Source organism: Serratia sp. SA088, from assembly GCF_049065515.1.
Lineage (GTDB): Bacteria > Pseudomonadota > Gammaproteobacteria > Enterobacterales > Enterobacteriaceae > Serratia > Serratia nematodiphila.
In genome coordinates this window covers 881,142-905,578 of the sequence record NZ_JBAKGW010000001.1, presented here as the reverse complement: position 1 = coordinate 905,578, position 24,437 = coordinate 881,142, and the positions used below count along the sequence as shown (strand labels likewise).

Here is a 24,437-nt window from a genome sequence, read left to right as displayed (position 1 = left end):
GTGATTTTCGCCAGGCCTCCCCACGCCTGAATAATCCCTCGGCCAAGAACGGAAAAAGTTAGCTTAAGGAAAGATGATGTTTAAACCCGTTTATAAAAAGAACGCCGCCACCCGCGCCATTACCACCGCCATGCCGCTGTTCCTGCTGGCCGGCCACGCGGCGCAGGCGCATCAGCACCCTACCGACACACAGGTTAATGATGGCGACGTGATCACCGTCACCGCACCACTCTACTCTCCGCTGACCATCGTGACGTCACCGAAAACTCCGCGCCAGCCGGTGCCCGCCAGTGACGGTTCGGACTATCTGAAAACCATTCCCGGCTTTTCTCAGATCCGCAACGGCGGCACCAACGGCGATCCGGTGTTCCGCGGCATGTTCGGTTCACGGTTGAAGATCCTCACCGACGGTTCGGAAATGCTGGGCGCCTGCCCATCGAGAATGGACGCGCCCACCTCTTACATCTCGCCGGAAAGTTTCGATCTGCTGACCATCACCAAAGGGCCGCAGACGGTGCTGTGGGGGCCGGGATCGTCGGCGGGCACCGTGCGTTTCGAACGTGAACGCCCGCGCTTCGACAAGCCGGGCGTCAAAGGCAACGCCAGCGTGCTGACCGGTTCCAACGGCCGCTGGGACGAGAATATCGACGCCAGCCTCGGCGCCGAACAAGGTTATCTGCGGGTGATGGCCAACAAATCCCGCTCCAACGACTATCAGGACGGCACCCATACGCGCGTGCCGTCGCGTTGGGACAAATGGAACGGCGATCTGGCGCTCGGCTGGACGCCGGACAACGATACGCTGCTGGAAGTGACCATGGGCCGCGGCAACGGCGAAGCGCGCTATGCCGGCCGCAGCATGGACGGTTCGCAGTTCAAGCGCGAAAGCCTGGGCATGCGGGTGGAAAAATCCAACATCGGTGAGGTGCTGGATAAGCTGGAAGCGCAGGTCTACTACAACTACGCCAACCACGTGATGGACAACGTCACCCTGCGCTCACCGGGCGGCGGCGGCATGGGTGGGCACGGTGGCCATGGCGGCATGAGCATGGGCGGCCATGGCGGGCATATGATGTCCTCCGGCATGACGATGCAGCTCGATCGCCGCACCGTCGGCGGCCGCGTGATGGGCACCTGGCAGTGGCAGGACGTGAAGCTGGAAAGCGGCCTGGACACCCAAACCAACACCCACCGCAGCATGAGCCGCGGCAGCTGGGAAAAAGACGCCCAGTTCAACAGCTACGGCGCCTTCGGCGAGCTGACGTGGTCCACCAGCGAGCAGGATAAGCTGATCGGCGGCGCGCGTCTCGATCGCACCCTGGTGGAAAACTTCCGCAACGGCGGCGATGCGGAGCGTTCCGACACCCTGCCGAGCGGCTTTATGCGCCTTGAGCACACGCTGGCCGAGCTGCCGCTGATGCTGTATGCCGGCGTCGGTTATACCGAGCGCTTCCCGGATTACTGGGAGCTGTTCTCGCCGAAGCTCGGCCCGAACGGCAGCAAGGATCCGTTCGCCAGCGTCAAGAGCGAGAAAACCACGCAGCTTGATATCGGCGCGCAGTATAACGGCAAGCGCTTCAACGGTTGGGTCTCCGCTTACCTGGGCCGCGTCGATGATTTCATCCTGTTCAAATACGATCCGCACAACGCGCGCCTCAGCCAGGCCGACAACGTCAACGCCAACATCATGGGCGGCGAAATGGGCATGGGCTACCAGCTGAGCGAACACTGGAAAACCGACGCCAGCCTGGCCTACTCCTGGGGTAAAAACACCCGCGACGGCCGCCCGCTGCCGCAGATCCCGCCGCTGGAAGCGCGCCTGGGGCTGACCTACGAGTACGGCGACTGGAGCGGCACCGGCCTGTGGCGTCTGGTCAGCAGCCAACACCGCGTGGCGATCAACGAAGGCAACGTGGTGGGCAAAGACTTTGCCGAAAGCGCCGGCTTCGGCGTGCTCTCCGCCAACGCCGCCTACAAGGTGAATAAAAACGTCAAGCTGAGCGCCGGTCTGGATAACATCCTGAACAAGACCTACAGCGAGCACCTCAACCTGGCGGGCAACAGCGCCTTCGGCTATTCGGCCAACAGCGCGGTGAATGAACCGGGCCGCACCCTGTGGGCCAAGGTTAACGTCACCTTCTAAGCTATTCACCGGGCGATGGGTAACCGTCGCCCGGTCAGGCGATATGCGATCCGGTTCTTAGGATATGAGTTTTAAGTTTTTCCCATTCGGTTAGGCGGCGATTACTATCATCCTCAGGTTAATCATTGCCCCGGAGGGAATATGCAAAAGATCACTCGTTTTCTGGCCCTGCTCGGCGAGCTGATGATCGAAAAAGCCGAAGACACCGCACCACAGGCTGCCCAGCCTGACGATCGTGACGACGCGTTGCCACCGCGCCTTGAGCGTGGCGTTCCGCTGGCCGACCGCTTCCTGTTCATGTAATTTCCCGCGCTGTTAAATCGGACTGCGTCAGTACCGAGATCACAAAGAGAAAATGCGGCACGGAAAGCACCACGCGCCGCGTCAGCCCCACGTCCGCCAGCGCCTGGCCGGTGATGCCGCAGAAACCGGCGCCGTCCGGCGAGACCACCACCTGCTCCAATTCGCAAAATTGCGCCAGCGTCAGGTTTTCATGCAGCTTAGGGTGACCGACTCTGCCCGCCAGCACATAGCGTTCACTGAACAGCGTACGCTGACGCAGACCGGTCGGCGCCCCTTCGCGGGTGTGAAACGCCAGATCGATCTCTCCCTGTTCCGCCAGTTTGGCGATGCGTGACGGCGTGGTTTCCAGCACCGCCAGCCGGGTGCCGGGCGCCGCCGAGCGCAAACCGTTCAGCGCCGCCAGCGCCTGACTCAGCGGTTCCCGCAGCTGTTCCGCTCTGACGGTCGGACGCATGCCGCGCGGGCCGGGCAGCAGCAGCGGATCGTCAAATATCGCTCGCAGTTTGGCGAGATGCACGCTGACCGCCGCTTAGCGCGAGCCGCTCCCCTTATCGCGGCGCTGACACAGCGCCGCCCCCAAGGAGGAGTTTGGCGCCCAATCCCATCATGACCACGCCCGTAAATCTTTGCTGCCAGACCAACAAACGGGGATTGCGGGCGAGCCATTGCCCCACGGTGCCGGAGGCCATCGCGACAGAGCCCAGTGAAAGGATCCCGGCCAGCTTCTGAATGGAACCTAAAACGAGCAATTGCAACCAAACCGGCCCGTTTTCTGGGTTAACAAACTGCGGCAGAAAAGCAAACATGAACAGCAGCGACTTAGGGTTGGTCAGGCTGTTAATCGCCCCTTCTTTCACCGCCTGCCACCCGGTCATCATCCGGGGTTTCAGTGCGGCATCGGAACGCTGCCGGCTTACCTTCAGCATTTTTATCCCCAGCCAGACCAGATAGGCGGCTCCAACCCAACGCAATACGTCCAACGCCAGCGGATAAGTATGCAGCAAGGTGGCGAGACCGAGCACCAGCATGGAAACCTGCACCATGCCGGCGACAAAAACCATGCCGAAAACATTGAGCAGCGCGATACGGCGGCCTTGGCCGATACCCCGGGCCAGCGTGAGCATCATGTCCGGTCCGGGAGACAGTTCCAGGAGGGTGAGTGCAACAAGAAAAGCAATAAACGTTTCGGCCGAAGGCATGGGGTTATCACCGGCTAATCATAGGAGACGGTAATCATATTCCTCCCCGGACATTCGCAACAGCACTATCAGGCGCATCCGGGGCGTATCGTTAATTCAGGGCGGCGAGAAATGCCCGATAGCCCTGCGCGCTGCTGTCCAGCTCGTGCTGCTGAACCTGCTCTGCCGCCCCGTCCGAAGCGGCTTCCTTGCCGTAAAAGGCAAAGAACGAAGCATAGTCGGCCCGCACGTAACCGGCGGTGACTTCAAACGGCCGGAAGATTTCCTCCAGCGAGTAGCGATAACGCCCTTCACGCGCGTAATCTTCTGCGCGCACGCCCGCCGTGACCGCCAGCGCCAGTTTCTTGTTCTGCATCTTATAGCCGCTGCGGGAACCGTAGGCCCAGCCGTAGGTGAGCACGTCGTCCAGCCATTTTTTCAGCAGCGGCGGGCTGCTGAACCAGTAAATCGGGAACTGCAGCACGATGTTGTCATGCGCTTCAATCAACTGCTGTTCTTTGGCGACGTCGATCTGCCAGTCCGGATAGGCCTGATGCAGTTCGTGCACGGTATACAGCGCCGGATAGCGGCGCAGTTCCTCCAGCCAGCGTTTGTTGACCACCGAGTTCGCCATATCGGGATGGGTCACGACCACCAAGGTTTTCATACTGAGTTCTCCAGTCAGGTGTTTCGACGCATCTTAGGGTATGCTGACAGAATGTAAAATACGCACACTCACGACACATACTTACCCTGGAGAAAGTGTAAATGACCGCCGAATCCCGCTGCAGCCCAACGGGCATCAGCCTCGAAGACACCGGCTATGGCTATACGCTGTCGGTGATCAACGGCAAATACAAAATGATTATTCTCTACTGGCTGGCGCTGTATAAGCCGGTATTGCGGTTCAACGAACTGCAGCGCTGTATCGGCACCATTTCGTACAAGACGCTCAGTTCGACGCTTAAAGAGCTGGAAAAAGATCGGCTAGTGGTGAGAAAGGAGTATCCGCAGATCCCGCCCAAGGTGGAGTACAGCCTGTCCGAGCGCGGGCGTTCGCTGATCCCGGTGATCGACATGATGTGCCACTGGGGGGAACAGCACCGGCCGGAACCGCCGGTGCCATAAGGGGTTAATTGTCCGCCGCCGCTGAGGTTGCCGGCGCGGGTTCATCGTGCTCGACCAACGCGTCTGCCGGCCGGCACTGGCGCAGCGTGCGCACGCTGCAGGCCACCAGCACGCCCAACAAGGCGGCGAACGCACCGAACGACAGCACGCTCATCAACGGGGTAAACATCTTGCCCAGAACGCCGAGCCCCAGCGCGCCGATCGAATCGCCGGTCACGTCCTGTGCGGTGCCGAGGCTGTTCACCCGCCCCAGCAGATGGTCCGGCGTGTTGCTCTGGATCAGCATGAACTGCAGAAGTGAGGCGATGGCATTGGCATAGCCGTAGCACACCAGCGCCAGCAGCGCCGGCGCCAGATGGCTGAACAGCCCCAGCGATGCGATGGCGGTGAACGCGACGATCGCGGCGGCCAGAATCAGCACGCCAGGGCGAGAGAAACGCCCCACCCAGCCGCTGGTCAGCGCGCCCAACATCGCACCGAGCGGCACTGCGGAGTACATCAGGCCAATAGAGGAGGCCCCGACGTGGTAAGCGTCCTGCGCCAGCGCCGGGAACAGCACCCTGACGGCGCCGACGATGCTCATCAACATCCCCAGCAACACCACCGAGCCGACCACCTTATTGCGCCAGACAAACTGGAAGCCGCTGGCGAGCGCGCGCAGCGGATGTTCCGGCTCCTGCTGCTGCGGCAGCAGCGTCGGCAAGCGCACCAGCGGCACAAGGGTGCCCAGCGTCCCGGCCGCCGCGACGGCGAAAGCGAGACCGACGCCGCCGAACACGATGATAATCCCGCCCAGCGCCGGCGCCAGGATCGCGCCGATGCGCACCGTCACCATGCTCAAGGCCCCCGCCGCCGCCAGGTTTTCACGCCCCACCAGCAGCGGGATCACCGCCATCAGCGCCGTCATGCCCAGCGCGCCAAAGAATCCGTCCCAGGCTGCCAGCAGGTAGAGCGCCCACAGCGACGGCGCCGGGGCGAAGGCGTTCAGACTCAGGGCGACAAAGCCCAGCCCGCAGGTGCCGCGCGCGAACAGGATCAGCTTGCGGCGATCGTAGCGATCGGCGAGTACCCCGCCCAGCATCAGGCCGATAAACATGCCCACCCCGTCCAGCGCCACCGCCACGCCCACCTGCAACGTGGAGCCGGTCATCGCCTGGATCTGAATCGGCACCCCCACCGCCAGCATGCCGAGGGAAAACACCGACAGCATGCGGGCGCAGAAAATCGCACGAAAATGCGCATTGCTTCTCAGCAAACTGAAATCAAGAAAAAAAGAAGGTCTGGCCATAGTGTCCTGCATATCATGTTTTAGTACGGGCCGTGGCGCACGCCCCGGCCCGGTTGCGTTATATCAACCCGTATTGCCGCGTCAGCAGCGAATGCAATAGCGGCCCAAGCGTCTCCAGCGAGGCCGGCGACAGGATGTCTGCGTGCTCGCAGCCTTGGTGATGGCAGATCAGCCCATCCAGATACGGCGCCCACACGGCGTTGATATCCATCTCTGGCGGCAGCGTCCGGTCGGCGACGAACAGCGTCGCCGTGCCGTGGAAACGCTGACTGCGCGCCTGAGAAAGAAGGCGCACCGCGTCGCGGTAGTTGGCGACAATGCTGTCAAACATCGCCGCCTTCTCCGCCATCAGCGCCGGATCGCCATGATCTTCCGCCATAAACTCGGCCTGCTCCTGCGCCACCTCCTTCTGCGCCTCCTCCTCGGTGGGGCCGGTCCAGTCCTGGCCTTCCGGCGGATAGGTATCCAGCATGCCGAGGAACGCCACCTCCTCCCCCTGCTGCTGCAGACGCGCGGCCATCGAATGCGCCAGCGTGCCGCCGAGCGAATAGCCCAGCAGGTAGTAAGGCCCCTGCGGCTGCAGGCGGCGCAGAGTGGCGAGATGACGATCGACCATCTGCTCAATGTCTTCGCAGGTGGCGATGGCGCCATCCGGCCTTGGCGACTGCAGCCCGATGATGGGGTAGCTCCCCGGCAGATAACGGCTCAGCCCCGAGTACTGCCAGGCGAAACCGGAAGCCGGGTGCAGACAGAATAGCGCCGGGCCTTGGCCGGCCCGCAGCTGCAGGCATTCGCCGACGCCGCGGCTTTCGGCCGAGTTGGCGGCCTGCACGTCATCAAGCAGATGCGCCATCTTCTCCAGGCTACGGGCGAACATGATTTGCCCGACGGTCAATGGCCGAGGGACGCGCCGCCGCAATTCCGCCGCCAAACGCATCGCCAGCAGCGAGTGGCCGCCCAGTGCGAAGAAGTCGTCGTCGGCGTACACGTTTTCACGGCCCAGCAGTTCCCCGAACAGCGCCGCCAGCAGGCGCTCGCTGTCGCTGTGCGGCGCGCGGCCGCTCTGCGGGTTCAGCTGCGGCCGTGGCAACGCCTTGCGATCCAGCTTGCCGCTGGCGCTGAGCGGGAAGCTGTCGGTCATGACATAGCTGACCGGCATCATATGCGCCGGCAAACGCGCCTCCAGCGCCTGATGCAGTACGGCGGTATCCAGCGTCACCCCCGGTTGGGCGATCAGCCAGGCGACCAACTGCCGCATATCGGCGCCGCCCAGTCCCGTCGCGCCCTCGCCCAGTTCGATGGCGTGCACCGCCGCTTGCGCTACCCCCGGCTGCGCCAGCAGCGCCTGCTCGATTTCACCCAGCTCGATGCGCTGGCCGCGGATCTTCAGCTGATCGTCGCTGCGGCCCAAATACTCGACGCTGCCGTCCTCCAGCCAGCGGGCGATATCGCCGGTGCGATACATGCGAGCGCCGTTGCCGGCGGGATCGGCGACAAACCGCTGCGCCGTTAATCCCGGCCGATGCAGATAGCCGTCGGCCAGCTGAATGCCGCGCAGGTAGAGATCGCCGGCGCAGCCGACGGGCACCGGCCGCAGCATGGCGTCGAGAATGCTCAGTTGGGTGTTCCAGACCGGTTTGCCGATCGGCACGCCGGCGCCGCTCACCGCCGCCAATGCTTCGCCGGACGCCGGTTGATAGGTAACATCGACCGCCGCCTCCGTCGGACCATACAGGTTATGCAGCGGCGCGGCGACCAACGCCTGGTAGCGGGATGCCAGTTCACACGACAACGCCTCACCGCTGCAGAACACGCGTTTCAGGCTGGCGGCGGCGCGCTGCGGCGCCCGTTCGTTCAACGCCTCAACCCAGATAGCCAACATCGACGGAACGAAATGCAGCGTGGTTACGCCATAGTCGTCGATCAAGGTCGTCAGCGCCTGCGGATCGCGGTGCGCCTCCGGCGGCGCCATCACCAGACGCGCGCCGACCATCAGCGGCCAGAAGAACTCCCAGACGGAAACGTCGAAGCTGCACGGCGTTTTCTGCAGGACCACGTCCTGCGCATCAAGCGCATACTCATGCTGCATCCAGAACAGACGGTTGACGATCGCCCGGTGGTTCACCACCACCCCTTTCGGCCGCCCGGTCGAGCCGGAGGTATACAGCACGTAGGCGGGATAATCGCCGTTCCCCGCCGGTGGGCGCGGCGCAGGCACACGCCCGCTGTCATCCAGCGCATCGAACCGCAGCGTCGGCGCCAGCGCGGCGAAGCGGGCATCCAACGCGCTCTCGGTGATAATCAGCCGTGGTTTGGCGTCCTCCACCATGTAGGCCAGCCGCTCGTCCGGATAGCCGGTATCCAGCGGCAGCCAGGCGGCGCCGGTCTGCACAATCGCCGTCAGCGCCAGGCTGAGGCGCACGGAACGCGGCAACGCCACCGCGACGATGTCCCCCGGCTGAATGCCAGCCGCCGTCAGCCGTTCGGCCAACAGCGCGGCCTGGCGCTGCATGTCACGGTAGCTGAGACTGTGCCCGGCGTCCTGCAGCGCGATGCGTTCCGGCGTGCGCCGCGCTTGCTCGGCGATCGCCTGATGCAAGGTGGTGTCCGCCACCGCCTGCCCGGTGCGGTTGACTGCCGCGACCAGCGCCTGCTCCTGCGGCGTTTGCAATTGCCAGCGCGGCAGCGGCAGATCCGGCTGCGCTATCCACTGTTGCAGCAGCGCCATCAGCCGTGCGGCGAAGCGTTCAGGCTGCGGCACCGAATCGCGGTATTCCATCAGCAGACGCAGGCGCTCGCCCGGCAGCACCAGCAGCGTCAGCGGATAGTGGGTATAGCCTTTGTTACGGATGGCATCGCAGCGCAAGGAACCTGCGCCGCCAAGCAAGGCGTCGTTGTCCGGGTAGTTTTCCACCACCAACAGCGTATCGAACAGCGTGCCCGCCCCGGCCAGATGCTGAATCTCCCCCAAGCCCAAATCGTCGTGCTCCAGCAGTTCAATCTGCCGATGCTGCAGTTCGGTCAGTTGATCCGTCAACGAACGGTCATGCTGCAGACGAACCCGCACCGGCAGCGTGTTGCTGAACAGGCCAACGTGTTCCTCAATCCCTTCTATCTGGCCAAAGCGGCCGGAAACCGGCGAGCCGAACACCACGTCCTGATGGCCGCAGCAGCTGGCCAGCTGCTGCGCCCAGATGCCCTGCATCAGGGTATTGAGCGTCAGCCCGCGTTCGCGACACAGGGTCAGCAAGCGCCTTTCCTCGGCCGGCGGCAGCGTCATTTCCAACTCATGCACGCGATCGTTATGCGATTCACCGAACAACAACGTCGGGCGCACATCCTGCAGCGTCTCGCGCCAGAGGCGGCGCGAGGCGTCGGCATCCCGCGCGGTCAGGCGGCGCACGATATCGGCGTAGTTCGAGCGCAGCGGCGGCAACGCCTGCTCGCCTTCACGCAGGGCCAGCATCAGATCGTTGAGCACCACCGGCGTCGACCAGCCGTCGACAATCAGATGGTGTGCGTTAAGGAACAGCGTGTAGCGTTCGCTATCGCCGTGTTTGATCCGCCGCGCATGCAGCATCGCACCCGGCTGATTAAACAGATCGCGCCGCAACTCTTCCTGTTCCAGTTCATGCAGCGCCTGCGCTTCTTGCTCTTCGGACAGCGGCGGCAGCTTACGGCTGTCCAGCGGCCAATGGCTTTCCTGCGGTATCAGCTGCAGCGGTTCCCCCTCGCGGTTGAACCGGGCGGCCAGCTGCGGATGGCGGCGGATCACCGCATTCAGCGCTTGCTGGAGTTGATGTTCGTCCAGCTCGCCGCAGAGGCTCAGGCGCGTCAGCGAGTTATAGCTGCCGCCCTGCTGCGCCGTCTGCGCATGGAACAGCAGGCCATGTTGCAACGGCAACAGCGGCAACGCCGCGGCCAACGGCCCGCACTCTTGCTCCCAGGCGCGCACCGTCTCATCGGCAACGTTCGGCTGGGCGATCTCGGCCGCCACCAACGTTGCCGCCGCGCGTTCGGGATGACGCTCGGCAAACTCGCACAGTGAACGCACCGCTTGCTCGATGCCGCTGTGCAGCTGCGCAATGTCGCTCTCGCTGAAAATCGCCTCCAGCCAGCTCCAGTTGATCGCCAGGCAGGCGCCGTCGCGCCGCTCTTCGACAAAGATATTCACCTCCAGGCCATACGACAGCGCCTGCTGCGCATCCTGCGCCACGGCGAAGGCGTCGCGGAAGCGGGTTTGGCTGCGTTGCGGCGTCCAGTGTCCCTCATCCTGGCTGAAACGCCCGAGGTAGTTGAACAAGATCTCCGGCGCATTGCGCTGCGCCAGCGCCGCCAGTTCGTCACGCTGCGGATGCAAATAACGCAGCTGGCCATAACCGACGCCGCGATCGGCCACCGCTCGCGTCGCCCGTTTCACCGCACGCACGGCCTCATTGTGCTCAGCGTCATGCAGTTCAATGTGCAGCGGATACTCCGCCGTCAGCCAGCCGACAGTGCGGGCCAGATCGAGTCCGTCGTCCAGTTCGGCGCGGCCGTGCGACTCCAGAGAGAAACGCAGCGAAGCAGCCTGGAAACGGCGGCGGCAGGCCTGAGCCAGCGCGCACAGCATGATCTCTTCAACCTGCGCGCGGTATCCCTGCGGCAATGTGCCGAGCAGCGCGGCGGTCAGCCGGCTGTCGAGCAGCGTGCGTTTTTCCGATACGTCGCCAGTGCGATCGCTAAGCGGATCCAGCGCGCGTCGCCCCAAACGCGGTGCGCCGTCCGCCAGCATCCGCCGCCAGAACGGCAGCTCGGTTTCCCGGCGTTCAGCGTCGGCTCGTAGGCGTGCAGACCACTCATAGAGCGAGGTTTCTTCCGGCGGCAAGGTGATCGGCTGCCCCTGCATGGCGCTGTCGGCCACCTGCCGCAGCTCGTCGAGCAGGATGCGCCAGGAAACGCCGTCGACTACCAGGTGATGGATCGCCAGCACCAGCCCCAGGCTCTGCCCGTCGCGCTGCAACAGGATGCCTTGCATCATGGTGCCGGCAGCCGGTTCGAGATGGTCAAGTGCGGCATCAAACGCCTGTTCCGCCGCTAACTCTAGCTCACCGGACACGGTATCAACCTGCATCAGCTCACCGGCGGCGGCGGTTTCAACCACCAACTGACCGTCGCGGATCCGCGCGCCCAGCGCCGGGTGCGCCGCACGCAACTGCTCCAATGCATAACGCAGCTGTTCCGGTTGCAGCTCGGCAGGCACGCGCAGAAAAACGCCGTGCGCGAAGCGACGATGCATATCGCCCGTCTCGGCAAACCAATGCAGGATCGGCAGCCCGTCGATCGGGCCTTGTTGCACGCTGCGCGCAGCCTGAGAGTCTACGGCCAGCGGCTGCATCGCCTGCGCCATGCGCGCGGGGGTGTGCAGCGCGAAGATCTCGCGCGGCCGCAGCAGATACCCTTTGCGCCGCAGGGCGGTGCCCAGCCCCATCGCCGAGATGCTGTCGCCGCCGAGCGCGAAGAAATCGTCGTCGGCGCCGATGCGATCCATCCCCAGCAGCTGCGCCATGGCGCCGCAAATCAGCCTTTCCTGCTCGGTGGCCGGCTCGCGAATGCTTTGCGCCAGCGTCTCCTGCGGTTTGGGCAGCGCCTGGCGGTCAATCTTGCCATTCACGTTAAGCGGCAGCTCCGGCATCACCACCAGGATCGCCGGCACCATATAATCCGGCAGACGCTGCGTCAGCTGCCCCAGCAGCTCGCTTTGCAGCGAGGGTGAGGCACGGCGCGCGTCATCCTGCACCGAGCAGTAACCGATCAGGCGATAGGTGGCGCCGATCGGCTCGGCGATCGCTACCGCCCGCCCCACGTCCGGCAAGGCGGCCAAGGCGCTTTCCACCTCACCCAGCTCGACGCGGAAGCCGCGCACCTTGATTTGGTGATCGGTCCGGCCAATGAACACCAGCTGGCCCTCCGCGCTCCAGCGCATCAGATCGCCGCTGCGGTACATCACCTCGCCTTCGGCGAACGGATTGGCGACAAAGCGCGCCGCCGTCAGATCCGGGCGCCGCAGGTACCCGCGCGCGATGCCTTTGCCGGAAATGTACAGCTCGCCCGCCGCGCCGATCGGCACCGGCTGCAGGCGGCCGTCGAGCAGCCAGACTTCGGTATTGGCGAGGGGACGGCCAATCACCGGCTGTTCGGCGGCCGTGACCGGCGCGCCGAGGGTATCGACGGTGTATTCGGACGGGCCGTAATAGTTGTGGATTTCCACCTCCGGATGCTGCTGCATCAGGTTCCACAGCGTCGGCGTTGCCGCCTCGCCGCCGATCATCACGAACGCCGGCAGCGGGAACTGCCCCTTCAGCAGGCCGCAGTCCACCAGTTGCGAGAAGAATGACGGCGTGATGTCCAGCAGATCGATCGGCGTCTTTTGGGTTTGTTCGAGCAGCGCCCAGGGATCGCGGCGCAGCTCCTCATCGAAGATGACCAGTTCGCTGCCCATCATCATGCAGAACAGCGGTTCCCAGGAGGAGTCGAAAGAGAACGAAGCGGTATGGCCGGCGCGCAGGCGGCGCGCATGGCGAGCCTGGAATTTTTCGATCGCCGGGCCAAACAGCGAGGCCTGATGCGACAGGAACAGGTTCAGCAGCCCGCGGTGCGTGGACATCACGCCCTTGGGCTTGCCGGTCGAACCGGAGGTGTAAATCATATAGGCCAGATGCGCCTCGTTCAGCGGCGCACGCCGTTCGGCATCCGTTATCGGCGCAGCTTCGGCGGCCGCGCAGCGCGCCAGGCACGCTGCGTCGTCCAGGCACAATACCTGTGGCAGATCCGGCATATTGGCCTGCGTAGCGCGGTGGGTCAGCAACATCGCCGGCCGCGCGTCGTCGCACATCAGCGCCAGGCGTTCACGCGGGTAATCCAGATCGAGCGGCATATAGGCCGCACCGCTGGCCAACACGCCGAACAGCGCGACCAGCGTGTCCACCGAGCGCGGAATGCCGATGGCGACCACGTCTTCCGCGCCGATGCCGCTTTCGATCAGCACTCGCCCCAGCTGCATCACCCGTTCGGAGAGCTGACGGTAGCTGAGGCGCACATCGCCGCAGGCCACCGCCAGCGCCTCGGGCTGCCGCTCAACCTGGCGCTGAAACGCATCCATGATCGACACCATGCCCGTCGGCGGCGTCAGATGCGCGCCGCGCCCCCAGGCCGCGAGCTGTTTTAACTCCCCTTCGCCGATCAACGCCAGTTGACCGTTCGGCTGGTGCGGCTGTCGCGCCAGTTGCTGCAGCCAATGGCCGATGCGCTCCGCGTGGTGATGCAAGGTGCGCGGCGAGTATTTGGCCGGGTTGGCCACCAACGACAGCGTCAGCACGCCGTTGCGAAAGCCGATCTCAAACTCGAGATCGTCGACCGGCCCCATCGCCAGCGTATGGGTAACGGCCGCCTGCCCGTCGAAGGACAAGGCGCTGTGGTAAACCTTGACGTTGATCACCGGGCCGTACAGTTCCTGATGGCCGCCGACCAGACCGAGATCGCGTTTGATCTGCTCCGCTTCATAGCGTTGATGGCGGCGCGCCTGTTTGATTTGCGCCACGGTCGCCTGGCAGACGTCCGCCAGCGACATCTCCGGCGTCACATTCAGCAGCAGCGGCAGCACGTTAACCACCGGGCCGACCGCCGCCAGCGCCTGGGAGCCCATACGGCGCATGAAAGGAAAACCGAGTGAAAAACGGGTTTCGCCGCTCATGCGCGCCAGATACATCGCCAGCGCCGCCGTGACGATATCGGCCGGTTGCAGCGACTGCAGCGCGCCATCGCGCAGCGCTTCGTCAAACAGCGATTCCGGCAGCACCAGCGCCTGTTTGAGCGGCCGGGCGCCCGGTTCAACCTCCCGACTCTCCGTCGATAACGACAGCGGCGACGGCAAATCGCGCAGATGCTGTTGCCAGAATTCGGCCGCCCGCCGGCGCGCCGGCGACGTTTGCCATTGCTGAAACTCTTCCACCACCTTGCCGAACGGGGTAAACGGCGATGCCGCCGGCGACAGCCCGTGACGCAGCGCGCGATAGATATCGGCGATCCGACGGGTGATGGCCTCGAAGCTGAAGCCGTCCAGGGTCAGATGATGAAAGCGCTGGTACCAGAACCAGCGATCGGCGCTGACGCGGATCACCGCATGGCGATAGAGCGGCCGTTCGCCGTCCGCCGGCAGCTCCTGCGCCAGATCGTCGTTCATCAGCGCCAGCGCCGCCTGCTCGGCGTCCGGCCGCGCGCTGAAATCGAACCACTCCGGCGCCTGCACGCGTGCGGGATCGGCTATCAGCGGTAAACGCTGCACCGGCTGGCCGTCCTGCGCCTCAAAGAATCGCGCCTGAACCGTATCCGCTTCGGCCAGCCCCTGACGGATCGCGCGCTCCAGCGCCGAACGATCGATAGCGCCGTGCAGTTCGGTGTAGTGCGCCACGGCGAAGCTGTTGCGGCGCAGAGCGATTTGGTCGGCGATCCAGATCCCCGGTTGCGCAGCAACCAGCGGATAATCCCGATACTCGACCTGAGTATCCGGTAAAGAAAGCGTTTCTGACATGGTGTCTGTCCTTTCCCTCAAACGGAATATATCGATTGTGCCTGGCGCTTAACGCGCCGCATCCGCCGCTTTCAGCGCCGCCGGCCGCATGTCCTGCCAGTGCGTTTCGATGTAGTCGATGCACTCGCCGCGCGACGCCGGCCCCATCAGCACGCGCCACCCCTGCGGCGTATCGGCAAACTGCGGCCACAGCGAATACTGCTGCTGCGCGTTGACCAGCACGGAGAAACGGAGGCTTTCGTCATCGAACGGGTTTTGTTGTTCCTGAGTCATTTGCATTACCTGTCTGTCAAAATGTGGGATTACTTCATTGCGGAAAGCAGCCGGCGCACGCCGTCCACCAGGCCGCCGCGCCAGCAGAGCGCGTCATGTCCGCCGGAATACACGCGGTAGTCGGCGCGGTGCCCGGCCGCCGTCAGCGCCTGGTGCATCTGGCGATTGACGAATTCGATGTCCGCCTCCCGATCGCCGGCCTGTTGGATCACGGTGAGCTTGGGTGCCGCCGCGTTGCGCTGCCGAACCTGGCGTATCAGCCAGCCTTCCTCCAGTTCGTGGCGTTTTTCAAACTGGGTCACAAATTGCACCGTAGGCCACCAGAAAGAGCCGGACTGGCTCAGCACGTGGCCGAAGCGCTCTGGCCAGTGCAAACCGGCGTATAACGCCGCCAGCCCGCCGTAGCTCTGGCCGGCGACCACGGTGCGCGCCCCAGTCTCGCTGAACGCTTCGCGGCGCTGCGCCTGCGGCAGCAGTTCGTCGATCACCGCCTGCCAGAAGACGGCGTTGCAGGGCAGCTCGTTTTCCCGGTATTCACCATCGATAGCATCGATCAGCAACCAGCACGCGGGCGGCAACTGCCCTTTTGCGGTTTCGTTCTCGATCACCGGCAGCAGCGCATGCCTTTCGATCCAGTTTTGGCCGTCGAGCAGCAGCACCAGCGGGCGGTTCGCTTTCACCGCCGCGTCGCCGCTGGCATACAGCCAAACGCGCCGCTGGTTACCCAGCCGTTCGCTGAGCCACTGAAATCGCTGTAGCCGCGCCTCATCCAGCGGCCGATCGGCGGCCTGCCAGGCGCTTTGATCGTCGGCATCCGGTCCTTGCGCCAGGGATACGGGCCGCGGGCGATGAGACGGCCCCAGCGAGAGCCGATTCAGCGGATCGGCGATCGCCAACGGGAACAGCGATACCCACCAGGCACGCTGCTGGCGGTCGCGTAACGTTTCGTCGTCGCTGAAGACGGGGGGGAGATCTCGCTCGGTAATGGGGATCAGGCTGTAGCTGCCGCGCCAGCGGCGATCGATAACGGCCGAGCCGTACCAAACGTCGGTGCCGGGGAGCCGAGTCAGGCTGCTGGGGGACGTGCTGTGGTGATCGGTAATGCCGTTGATATCGGCGTAAACGCGGCATATCGGCGAGTGCCGTTGATCGCCGGCGGGGTCGCGCCATAGCCAGGTCATTTTGACGTGGCGTTCGTCGAGCGCGTCGACGATGGGCGTGCCCTGCGCGGCAACCTTCTGCCACCACGCGGATTGCCCTACCGCCTCTTCACGCAGCCATTGCGCCGCCAATCCCTCAAGGTCGTTTCCTGGCCTCTTTTCCGGCAAAAACTCCATAGCGCCCCTTACATAACATGAGTGATTTTTACAAAACCTGACAATCGTATTGATACTCATTATCATTTTCAATACTATTTGTCGGATTTTTACCGTCGTGCACATACGGCGTCTCCGCGTCGACGGGTGAATACCGCTCGCCGATATTTCGGGGTTTATCAGGGTGGCATAACACACAACGCAGGTATGCAGGAGAGATAATGAAGATTAAAAACAAAGGGATAGCTAACGGGAATGCGGAGGCGATGTCCGCCAGGCGTCTGTTGCTGGGATCGGCGCTGGCTTTACTGCCCTTGGCGCAAAGCGCGTCGGCCGCTGCGGACGAGACGATTTTGGTGACCGCCGACGCGCAAAACAGCCTGACCGCTCCGGTCAAAGGGATCGTCGCCAAAGAGAGCGCCGCCGGCACTAAAACCGCTGTCCCGCTGCGCAAGACGCCGCAGTCCATCTCGGTGGTCACGCGTGAGCAAATGAACGACCAGGAGCCGGCATCGGTCGCCGACGCGCTGAACTACACCAGCGGGGTAATCACCACCTACCGCGGCAACTCCAACCGCAATGACGAAGTGATCAGCCGTGGCTTCCGCTATGCGCCCAAGCTGCTCGACGGCCTGCACTTTGGCCTCTCGAGCCAAAACGGCGGCGCCGGGCAGATCGATCCCTGGCTGCTGGAGCGCGTGGAGATGGTGCACGGCCCGGCCGGCGTGCTGTACGGTCAGGTCAGCCCCGGCGGCGTGGTAGTGATGACCAGCAAGCGCCCTACCGCCCAGAGCATTCACGAAGTTAAATTCAGCACCGGCAACCGCCATCTGGCGGAAACGGCGTTCGATTTCGGCGGCAAGCTCAACGACGACAACACCCTGTTCTATCGCCTGAACGGCATCGCCAGAACCGAACATGAGTTCGTCAAAGACAGCAAGCAGCAACGGGTGGCCATCGCCCCGGCCTTCACCTGGCTGCCGAACGAAGACACCAGCTTTACGCTGCTGACCAGCTACCAGAACGACCCGAAAGCCGGGTCGCGCAACTTCCTGCCGCGTGCCGGCACGCTGTTCCCGACCAGCGCGGGCTATGTGCCCTATGACTTCAACGTCAGCGAGCCCAGCTTCAACAAATCGCGGCGCGAGCAGGCGTCGATCGGTTACAGCCTCGAACATAACTTCAACGATGCGCTGTCGTTTACCCAGAACCTGCGCTTCACCCACCGCGATGAAGACTATAAATATCTGGTCTATAACGTAAATTCTGACGTTAACGACCACACCGTCACCCGCATGGCGCAGCATGAAACGCAGATGACCAACGAGTTTGGCGTGGATAACCAGCTGAAGGGCCTGTTCGATACCGGCGAGGTGAAACACACCGTGCTGGGCGGGCTGGATTATCGTTACAGCCATATCGATTCGAAGATGTATCGCGATCGCGGCAACGACTACCCGATCGACTGGGCTAACCCGACGCATAGCAGCATTGACGGCAGCGCGCTGACGCTGGCTTCCAGCGACTTGAAAACGCTGAATCAGGTCGGGGTGTATCTGCAGGACCAGCTGGAGTGGAATAACTGGAACCTGCTGCTGTCCGGCCGCCAGGACTGGTCGCAGGTCAACACCCGCGATCGCACCGCCGGCGGCAAAGAGCAGACCTACAACGATGCCCAGTTCACCGGCCGCGCGGGCCTGCTCTACGCCTTCGACAACGGCATTTCGCCGTATGTCAGCTACAGCACCTCGTTCGATCCTAACCTGTATCCGAGCGCGCCGGGCGCCGATCCGCTCAAGCCGACCACCGGCAAACAGACCGAGGTGGGCGTGAAGTACCAGATCCCGGGCGGCAATACCCTGCTGACCCTCTCCTGGTTCGACATTACCCAGCGCAATGTGGCGTCCTATAACCGTCTCACCTCCGCCTATGAGCAGATTGGCGAGGTGAAATCCAAGGGGATTGAGGCGGAAGTGCACGCTCAGCCGACGCCGGCGATCAAGCTGACCGCCGCCTATACCTACACCGACGTAGTGACCAAAGACTCCAACTCGGCGGACGAAATCGGCCACAGCCCGGCGGGCATCCCGCGCCACGCGGCGTCCGCCTGGGGCAGCTACAGCTTCCTGAGCGGCGCGCTCAACGGCCTGACCGTCGGCAGCGGCGTGCGTTACATCGGCGATGCGCCGGCCGACGCCACCGGCCAGTACGACGTGCCGCACTACACGCTGTACGACGCCATGGTGAAGTATGACCTCGGTCAGGCTTCGTCGGCGCTGCGCGGCGCTGCGCTGCAGCTCAACGTGCAGAACCTGACGGACAAGAAATACGTTTCGTCGTGCAGCGGTGAGTACGCCTGCTTCTACGGCAGCGGCCGCAGCATTATCGCTTCGGTCAACTACCGCTGGTAACGACAAGGGGCGGCCATCGCCGCCCCTTTCTTCCGCCTTTCTCGCCGCCTTTACTCCTGCTTCAATTCCCGCAAGTGTTTGTACACCGTGGCGCGCCCCATCGACAGCACGTTGGCGATGTAATCCGCCGCGCTTTTGGCCTTGAACGCCCCCTGATGATAGAGATCGCTGACCAGCCGCCGTTTCTGCTCGCGGCTCAGCGCGCCGAGCGCAGCGTTCTCGCGCCGCAGCCAGTCATGCAGGAAGGTGTTGATCTTCTCCTGCCAGTCGTCTTTGAACAGCTGTTGCGGCTGCGGCTGCAATCGCGTGACCGATAAAAACATGTCCAGCGCATTGCGGGCGTCCTCGAACATCGCGGTGCTCAGGTTGATGCACAGCAGATAGCTGGGCTTGCCCTGCTCGTCGCGCGCGGCGATGCTCACCGAACGCATTTTTTTGCCGTCCCAGTTCAGCTTTTCATAGGGGCCGGTCACGCCGGCGCCGCCATCGAGCTCGAAGTCTTCCAGCCCGGCGTCATCGCCCGGTTTGCGCTTCGACAGGTTGTTCGCCAGATAGGCAATCTTGTTGGTGGCCAGATCGTGGATCACCACTTCCGCATTCGGGAAAAACAGCGCGGCGATGCCGTCGGCGACCGATCGCAAAAGGTCGAGTTGAGAAGAAGAGTTCGGCACGCTGGGGGTCTCCGTATAGCCCGGTTTGGTTTGCGGTTCAGCCGCTTAGCATACCGCAGTTGCCGCCGCTTGCCGAGCGGAGCGGCGGCAAGCGGCGTATCCTTCGCCGGTTATTCCGCCTCGGCGCCGCGCCGATAAAACACGTAGCTCTCGCGCGCCACGCTGTCGCGGACCCGATAGCGCCAGATCAGGCCGAGCGTGGTAAACCACAGCGGCATGCTGCACAACGCGATCAGCGTATCGCGATCGAACACCATCAGCACCAGCGTAAAGGCGAAAAATGCCAGCGTCAGCCAGGCCATCGCTACCCCGCCCGGCATTTTGAAGTGGGAAGCGGCGTTCAGATCCGGCCGCTTCTGGCGATACACCAGGTAGGCGACCAAAATCATGCCCCAGCTGTAAACCACCAGGATCGCCGCCACGGTAGAGACGATGGTGAACAGCGTCATGACGTTCGGCACCAGTACCAGCAGCAAGGTGCCGGCCACCATGCAGAAGCAGGAAAACAGCAGGCTGCGGATCGGAATGGCCGTGGTGCGCGACAGAATGCGGAACTGACCGTGGGCGTGCTTTTCCATCGACAGGCTGTACAGCATGCGGGTGCTGGAATACACCCCGCTGTTGGCCGAGGACATCGCCGAAGTCAGCACCACGAAGTTGATCACCGCGGCGGCGGCCGGCAGCCCCGCCCGATCGAACAGCATCACGAACGGGCTGCTGTCCGGCGAGATGTGGCTCCATGAGGTGACGGCGATAATGGTCAGCATCGAGCACACGTAGAAGACGATGATGCGGGCCGGGATCGCGTTGATCGCCTTCGGCAGCACCTTCTCGGGGTTTTTGGTCTCCGCCGACATCGTGCCCAGCAGCTCGATGCCGGTGCAGGAGAAAATGGCGATCTGGAAACCGGCGAAAAAGCCGAAGATGCCGTGCGGCATGAAAATGGCGGGATCGGTGACGTTATGCAGCGAAGCGGTCACGCCGTCCGGCGAAGTCCAGCCGCTGAACACCATCCAGGCGCCGGTAGCGATCAACGCGACGATCGCCACCACCTTGATCATCGCGAACCAGAATTCGGCCTCGCCGAACATCTTGACCGACAGCATGTTGAACAGACACAGAAACCCCAGCGTCAGCAGCGCCGGCAGCCAGGGCGAAACGTTCGGCAGCCAATATTGCACGTAGCCGCCGCACACCACCACGTCGGCAATGCAGGTTACGACCCAGCTCAGCCAGTAGGACCAGCCGAGAAAAAAGCTGGCGCGCGGCCCCAGGTATTCGGAGACAAAATCGGCGAACGAGCGGTAATCGAGCCGGGTGAGCAGCAGCTCCCCCATCGCTCTCATCACCATGAACATGAAAAAGCCGACGATGGCGTAAGTCAGCACGATGGAGGTGCCCGACAGCGCGATGGTCTTACCGGAGCCCATAAATAGCCCGGTGCCGATGGCGCCGCCGATCGAAATCAGTTGAATGTGGCGCGCACTCAGCCCGCGCTGCAGGGTTTGGGCACAGTGAGGCCCCTCGGCTGAACCTGGGCTCAGCCGATCGCAGTGGTTTTTTGTCATGGTGTTACCTGTCCGTCGTTAAGGCGATTAAGCAACCGATGCGCGGTTGCAGCAGGAATGAAACGCCCGCGGGCGCTCTAACCGGCAAAAAAATTGAGACCAAACGCTGCCCGCCCCGTTGTGACAGGGAGGTAATAATAATGGGTACCAAGAAAATGCTCTCGTGAGCCGTCGTATCGCCCACGTTTGGCGTACAAAGCCTGAGCGTGGTGGGTAAACACTACAATATCAAATGGTTATACTTTCCCTTGTGCAACAAAAAAACGACGCCGGAGCCGTTTTAACATTAATTTAACTCTGGCGAGGGGAAATGCCATTGTCAACATGGCAGTTAAATAAAATGAAACTTTTTGATCACATTCAAGCTTCTGAAAAATAGATAGAAAGGGTTTTTATGCGCTTTATATGCATAAATTATGCATGTGATCGCTCACCGCCGACAAAAAGTAATTAACTATTCATTTACCGCTCTGCAGGCGGCGAAAAACCGTCCGCTGGCCCGATGAGAGGGGGGCTAACAACCGGCATAATTAGTGGTAAATTTAGCGTCGCAAAGTGTTATGCGCTTGCTAATCCACGGTTAAACGAAATAAATACCTCTAATATATAAAGGTTGGTTATGGAAAAGCTATCCTACGCTTCAGACAGCAGCACCACCGCTTGGGCTACATATCTGCAACAAATCGATCGCGTCGCCCCTTACCTCGGTGACCTGTCACGCTGGGTTGATACGCTGCGTCACCCTAAGCGCGCTTTGATTGTCGATATCCCGCTGCAGATGGACGATGGCACCATCCGTCACTTCGAAGGCTTCCGCGTACAGCACAACCTGTCGCGCGGGCCGGGCAAAGGCGGCATCCGCTTCCACCCTGACGTCGATCTGAACGAAGTGATGGCCCTGTCCGCCTGGATGACCATCAAGTGTGCCGCGGTCAACCTGCCGTACGGCGGCGCCAAGGGCGGTATCCGCGTCGACCCGTTCAAACTGTCTGAAGGTGAACTGGAGCGACTGACCCGCCGCTACACCAGTGAAATCGGCTTCATCATCGGGCCACAGAAAGACATTCCTGCGCCGGACGTCGGCACCAACGCCAAAGTGATGGCCTGGATGATGGACACCTACTCCATGAACCACGGCACCACCATCACCGGCGTGGTCACCGGCAAACCCATCCACCTCGGCGGCTCCCTGGGCCGTGAGAAAGCGACCGGCCGCGGCGTGTTCGTCACCGGCAGCGAAGTGGCCAAGCGTCTGGGCGTGCAGATCGAAGGCGCCAAAGTGGCGGTACAAGGCTTCGGTAACGTGGGCAGCGAAGCGGCCCGTCTGTTCGTCGGCGTCGGCGCGCGCGTCGTCACCATCCAGGACCACTCCGCTACCCTGTTCAACGCCGACGGCATCGACCTGGCCGCGCTGACCGAATACCAGGCCAAGCACAAGCAGATCGCCGGCTTCCCTGGCGCCAGCGAGATCGAAAGCGAAGCGTTCTGGTCGGTCGACATGGACATCCTGATCCCTGCGGCGCTGGAAGGCCAGATCACCCGCCAGCGCGCCGAAATCCTCAGCGCCAAACTGGTGCTGGAAGGGGCTAACGGCCCAACCTTCCCAGAAGCGGACGACATTCTGCGCTCCCGCAACATCACCGTGGTTCCGGACGTTATCTGTAACGCCGGCGGCGTAACGGTCAGTTACTTCGAGTGGGTGCAGGACATGGCGAGCTACTTCTGGAGCGAGTCCGAGATCAACGAGCGCATGGACAAGATCATGACCGACGCGATGGTCCACGTCTGGAACAAGGCCTCCGAGAAAGAGTGCAGCCTGCGCACCGCCGCTTACATCGTGGCCTGTGAGCGCATCCTGACCGCACGTAAAGAGCGCGGCATCTACCCTGGTTGATACCCGTATTCCGGCCTGCCCCGGCAGGCCGGATTTTCCTCAGCGCAAACAGCGTTTCAACACCTTACCGGTACTGGTCATCGGCAAGCGTTCGACAAACTCGACGATACGCGGATACTTGAACGCCGCCAGCCGCTCCCGGCTCCAGGCGATCAGCGCTTCTTCCTCGATCGGTTCTTCCGTTTCCTTCAATACCACCACCGCTTTGATCTCTTCGCCCAGCGAAGGATGCTCGACACCGATCACCGCCACCAACGACACCGCCGGATGGCGAATCAGCGCCTCTTCAATCTCGCGCGGATAGACGTTGAACCCGCCGCGAATGATCATGTCCTTGGCACGATCGACGATAAAATAGAAGCCGTCGGCGTCGCGGCGCGCCAGATCGCCGGTGCGAAACCAGCCGTTTTCCAGCACCTCCGCCGTCGCTTCGGGGCGATTCAGATAGCCTTTCATGATGTTGTAACCGCGCACCGCGATCTCCCCCACCTGATCGACACCGTCGATCGGCTGCCCGGTGACGTCGAGCAAGCGAACCTCCACGCCCCAGATCGGTTGGCCGATGGAGCCGGGTTTGGTCACGCGGTGCGGATGGTTAAAGGTGGCGACCGGACTGGTTTCCGACAGCCCATACCCTTCGAGAATGTTGACGCCGAAGCGGCGCGAGAAATCCTCCAGGATCTGCACCGGCAGGCTGGCGCCGCCGGACACCGCCATACGCAGCGTGCTGCGCAAGCGTTCGATATCCGTGTGCTCATCCAGCGCATTCAACAGCGCCCAATACATGGTCGGCACCCCGGCGAAAAAGGTGATGCCGTGCCGTTGCATCAGCGCGATGGCCTGTGCGGCGTCGAAGCGCTCGACCAGCACCAGGGTGGCGGCGGCGGCAAATCCGGCGTTCATCTGCACCGTCGAACCAAACGTGTGGAACAGCGGCAAGGTTACCAGGTGACGATCGGGATTCGCCTCTGAGCCGTCGAACAGCCGCACCGATCCCAATGCGTTGAGCACCAGATTGGCGTGGGTCAACTCCGCACCCTTGGCCCGGCCGGTGGTGCCGCTGGTATAGAGCACCACCGCCGTGTCGCTTTCGAGCGTCGCGGCAGACGCGAACTCAGTGGACTGTGCGGCTATCGCCTGGCTGAAACGCTCCCCCTCGAGCGGCAGCCGATCGCCGATAATAAACACCTCGCGGCATTGTTCCGCCTTCGCCGCCACCCGCAGCGCCTCTTCCCCCAACGGCAGAGTGCTGCTGCCTTCGAAACAGAACAGCGCCACCGCCGCCGAATCCGCCAGGTAATAGTCGAATTCGGCGCTTTTAAGCAAAATATTCAGCGGCACCACCACGGCGCCGCTTTTGAGGATGCCGTAGTAGATAGCCGGAAACTCCGGCCGGTTTGTGCAGGCCAGCGCCACCCGTTCACCGGGCTGCACGCCGCGCGCGACCAGCAAATTCGCCACCCGGTTGGCCATTTCATTCAGCGCCCGATAGCTGAGCGGGATATCGTCCTGTATCACCGCCGGCCGCTCCGGCCAGGTACGCGCACTCTCTTCAAGCAAGGTTGCCAGATTCAGCATCGGGGATTCTCCCTGGGGTTGAGCGACGAGAAAAGCGCCGCAGTATCACGAGTATAGATAGGCGCTTTGCGGTTCGCATTCCAAGGGGGGCTGGGCTATACCTTAGGCATTCCCCCT

General features: G+C 62.8%; 14 protein-coding genes and 1 pseudogene. 5 read left to right on the top strand and 10 right to left on the bottom strand.

Features of this window, described 5'->3' with window-relative positions:
* Positions 1-76 precede the first annotated feature (76 nt).
* Both ACOWVD_RS04385 and ACOWVD_RS04380 read left to right on the top strand, forming a co-directional pair.
* Positions 77-2,143 carry a TonB-dependent copper receptor gene (locus ACOWVD_RS04385; protein ID WP_420286772.1) on the top strand — a complete coding sequence of 689 codons (2,067 nt, stop codon included), beginning with the start codon at positions 77-79 and terminating at the stop codon, positions 2,141-2,143.
* 141 nt (positions 2,144-2,284) lie between these two features.
* Positions 2,285-2,446 (top strand): hypothetical protein, encoded by a 162-nt coding sequence (locus ACOWVD_RS04380; protein ID WP_015377897.1) that lies wholly within the window; start codon positions 2,285-2,287, stop codon positions 2,444-2,446.
* Between the two features lie 7 nt (positions 2,447-2,453).
* Here the strand turns inward: ACOWVD_RS04380 and ACOWVD_RS04375 are convergent.
* The 3 genes and pseudogenes from ACOWVD_RS04375 to ACOWVD_RS04365 all read right to left on the bottom strand — a co-directional run.
* Positions 2,454-2,972, bottom strand: a pseudogene (locus ACOWVD_RS04375) (LysR substrate-binding domain-containing protein); the annotation flags it as partial.
* 22 nt (positions 2,973-2,994) lie between these two features.
* Positions 2,995-3,645: a LysE family translocator gene (locus ACOWVD_RS04370; protein ID WP_099982074.1), complete on the bottom strand. Its 651-nt coding sequence runs from the start codon at positions 3,643-3,645 to the stop codon at positions 2,995-2,997.
* 91 nt (positions 3,646-3,736) lie between these two features.
* Positions 3,737-4,291: an NAD(P)H-dependent oxidoreductase gene (locus ACOWVD_RS04365; protein ID WP_033633026.1), complete on the bottom strand. Its 555-nt coding sequence runs from the start codon at positions 4,289-4,291 to the stop codon at positions 3,737-3,739.
* A gap of 101 nt (positions 4,292-4,392) precedes the next feature.
* Here ACOWVD_RS04365 and ACOWVD_RS04360 point away from each other — a divergent pair, with 101 nt between their 5' ends.
* Positions 4,393-4,752, top strand: a complete 360-nt coding sequence (locus ACOWVD_RS04360; RefSeq protein ID WP_004937947.1) for a winged helix-turn-helix transcriptional regulator — start codon at positions 4,393-4,395, stop codon at positions 4,750-4,752.
* Positions 4,753-4,756: 4 nt separating this feature from the next.
* Here ACOWVD_RS04360 and entS read toward each other — a convergent pair whose 3' ends face one another.
* The 4 genes from entS to fes are packed head-to-tail and all read right to left on the bottom strand — an operon-like array spanning position 4,757 to position 16,219.
* Entirely contained in the window at positions 4,757-6,040 is a 1,284-nt protein-coding gene (entS, locus tag ACOWVD_RS04355; RefSeq protein WP_197763550.1) for an enterobactin transporter EntS, read from the bottom strand.
* A gap of 58 nt (positions 6,041-6,098) precedes the next feature.
* Positions 6,099-14,609 (bottom strand): amino acid adenylation domain-containing protein, encoded by an 8,511-nt coding sequence (locus ACOWVD_RS04350; RefSeq protein ID WP_421105467.1) that lies wholly within the window; start codon positions 14,607-14,609, stop codon positions 6,099-6,101.
* Between the two features lie 48 nt (positions 14,610-14,657).
* The gene (locus ACOWVD_RS04345) at positions 14,658-14,882 is read right to left on the bottom strand and encodes an MbtH family protein (protein ID WP_004937955.1); all 225 of its coding nucleotides are present in this window, start codon (positions 14,880-14,882) and stop codon (positions 14,658-14,660) included.
* Between the two features lie 29 nt (positions 14,883-14,911).
* Positions 14,912-16,219 (bottom strand): enterochelin esterase, encoded by a 1,308-nt coding sequence (gene fes, locus ACOWVD_RS04340; protein WP_239504271.1) that lies wholly within the window; start codon positions 16,217-16,219, stop codon positions 14,912-14,914.
* 200 nt (positions 16,220-16,419) lie between these two features.
* Between fes and ACOWVD_RS04335 the strand changes: the two genes are divergently transcribed.
* Entirely contained in the window at positions 16,420-18,609 is a 2,190-nt protein-coding gene (locus ACOWVD_RS04335; RefSeq protein WP_421105466.1) for a TonB-dependent siderophore receptor, read from the top strand.
* Between the two features lie 50 nt (positions 18,610-18,659).
* Here the strand turns inward: ACOWVD_RS04335 and ACOWVD_RS04330 are convergent, their stop codons facing one another.
* A complete protein-coding gene (locus ACOWVD_RS04330) occupies positions 18,660-19,280 on the bottom strand; it encodes a helix-turn-helix transcriptional regulator (protein ID WP_015377909.1) in 621 nt (206 codons plus the stop codon).
* 110 nt (positions 19,281-19,390) lie between these two features.
* Positions 19,391-20,848, bottom strand: coding sequence for an amino acid permease (locus ACOWVD_RS04325; RefSeq protein WP_049240974.1), 1,458 nt, complete (start codon positions 20,846-20,848; stop codon positions 19,391-19,393).
* 619 nt (positions 20,849-21,467) lie between these two features.
* On the opposite strand from ACOWVD_RS04325, the gene ACOWVD_RS04320 reads away from it, so the two are divergent.
* Positions 21,468-22,742, top strand: a complete 1,275-nt coding sequence (locus ACOWVD_RS04320) for a Glu/Leu/Phe/Val family dehydrogenase (RefSeq protein WP_164094941.1) — start codon at positions 21,468-21,470, stop codon at positions 22,740-22,742.
* 39 nt (positions 22,743-22,781) lie between these two features.
* Here ACOWVD_RS04320 and ACOWVD_RS04315 read toward each other — a convergent pair whose 3' ends face one another.
* Positions 22,782-24,320: a long-chain-fatty-acid--CoA ligase gene (locus tag ACOWVD_RS04315; protein ID WP_049240972.1), complete on the bottom strand. Its 1,539-nt coding sequence runs from the start codon at positions 24,318-24,320 to the stop codon at positions 22,782-22,784.
* Positions 24,321-24,437: the final 117 nt, after the last annotated feature.

Coding starts and splice junctions, on each gene's coding strand:
- ACOWVD_RS04350 (WP_421105467.1), bottom strand. CDS start 14,609: ATGTCAGAAACGCTTTCTTTACCGGATACTCAGGTCGAGTATCGGGAT.
- ACOWVD_RS04380 (WP_015377897.1), top strand. CDS start 2,285: ATGCAAAAGATCACTCGTTTTCTGGCCCTGCTCGGCGAGCTGATGATC.
- ACOWVD_RS04360 (WP_004937947.1), top strand. CDS start 4,393: ATGACCGCCGAATCCCGCTGCAGCCCAACGGGCATCAGCCTCGAAGAC.
- ACOWVD_RS04385 (WP_420286772.1), top strand. CDS start 77: ATGTTTAAACCCGTTTATAAAAAGAACGCCGCCACCCGCGCCATTACC.
- ACOWVD_RS04315 (WP_049240972.1), bottom strand. CDS start 24,320: ATGCTGAATCTGGCAACCTTGCTTGAAGAGAGTGCGCGTACCTGGCCG.
- ACOWVD_RS04320 (WP_164094941.1), top strand. CDS start 21,468: ATGGAAAAGCTATCCTACGCTTCAGACAGCAGCACCACCGCTTGGGCT.
- ACOWVD_RS04370 (WP_099982074.1), bottom strand. CDS start 3,645: ATGCCTTCGGCCGAAACGTTTATTGCTTTTCTTGTTGCACTCACCCTC.
- ACOWVD_RS04345 (WP_004937955.1), bottom strand. CDS start 14,882: ATGACTCAGGAACAACAAAACCCGTTCGATGACGAAAGCCTCCGTTTC.
- entS (WP_197763550.1), bottom strand. CDS start 6,040: ATGGCCAGACCTTCTTTTTTTCTTGATTTCAGTTTGCTGAGAAGCAAT.
- ACOWVD_RS04365 (WP_033633026.1), bottom strand. CDS start 4,291: ATGAAAACCTTGGTGGTCGTGACCCATCCCGATATGGCGAACTCGGTG.
- ACOWVD_RS04325 (WP_049240974.1), bottom strand. CDS start 20,848: ATGACAAAAAACCACTGCGATCGGCTGAGCCCAGGTTCAGCCGAGGGG.
- fes (WP_239504271.1), bottom strand. CDS start 16,219: ATGGAGTTTTTGCCGGAAAAGAGGCCAGGAAACGACCTTGAGGGATTG.
- ACOWVD_RS04335 (WP_421105466.1), top strand. CDS start 16,420: ATGAAGATTAAAAACAAAGGGATAGCTAACGGGAATGCGGAGGCGATG.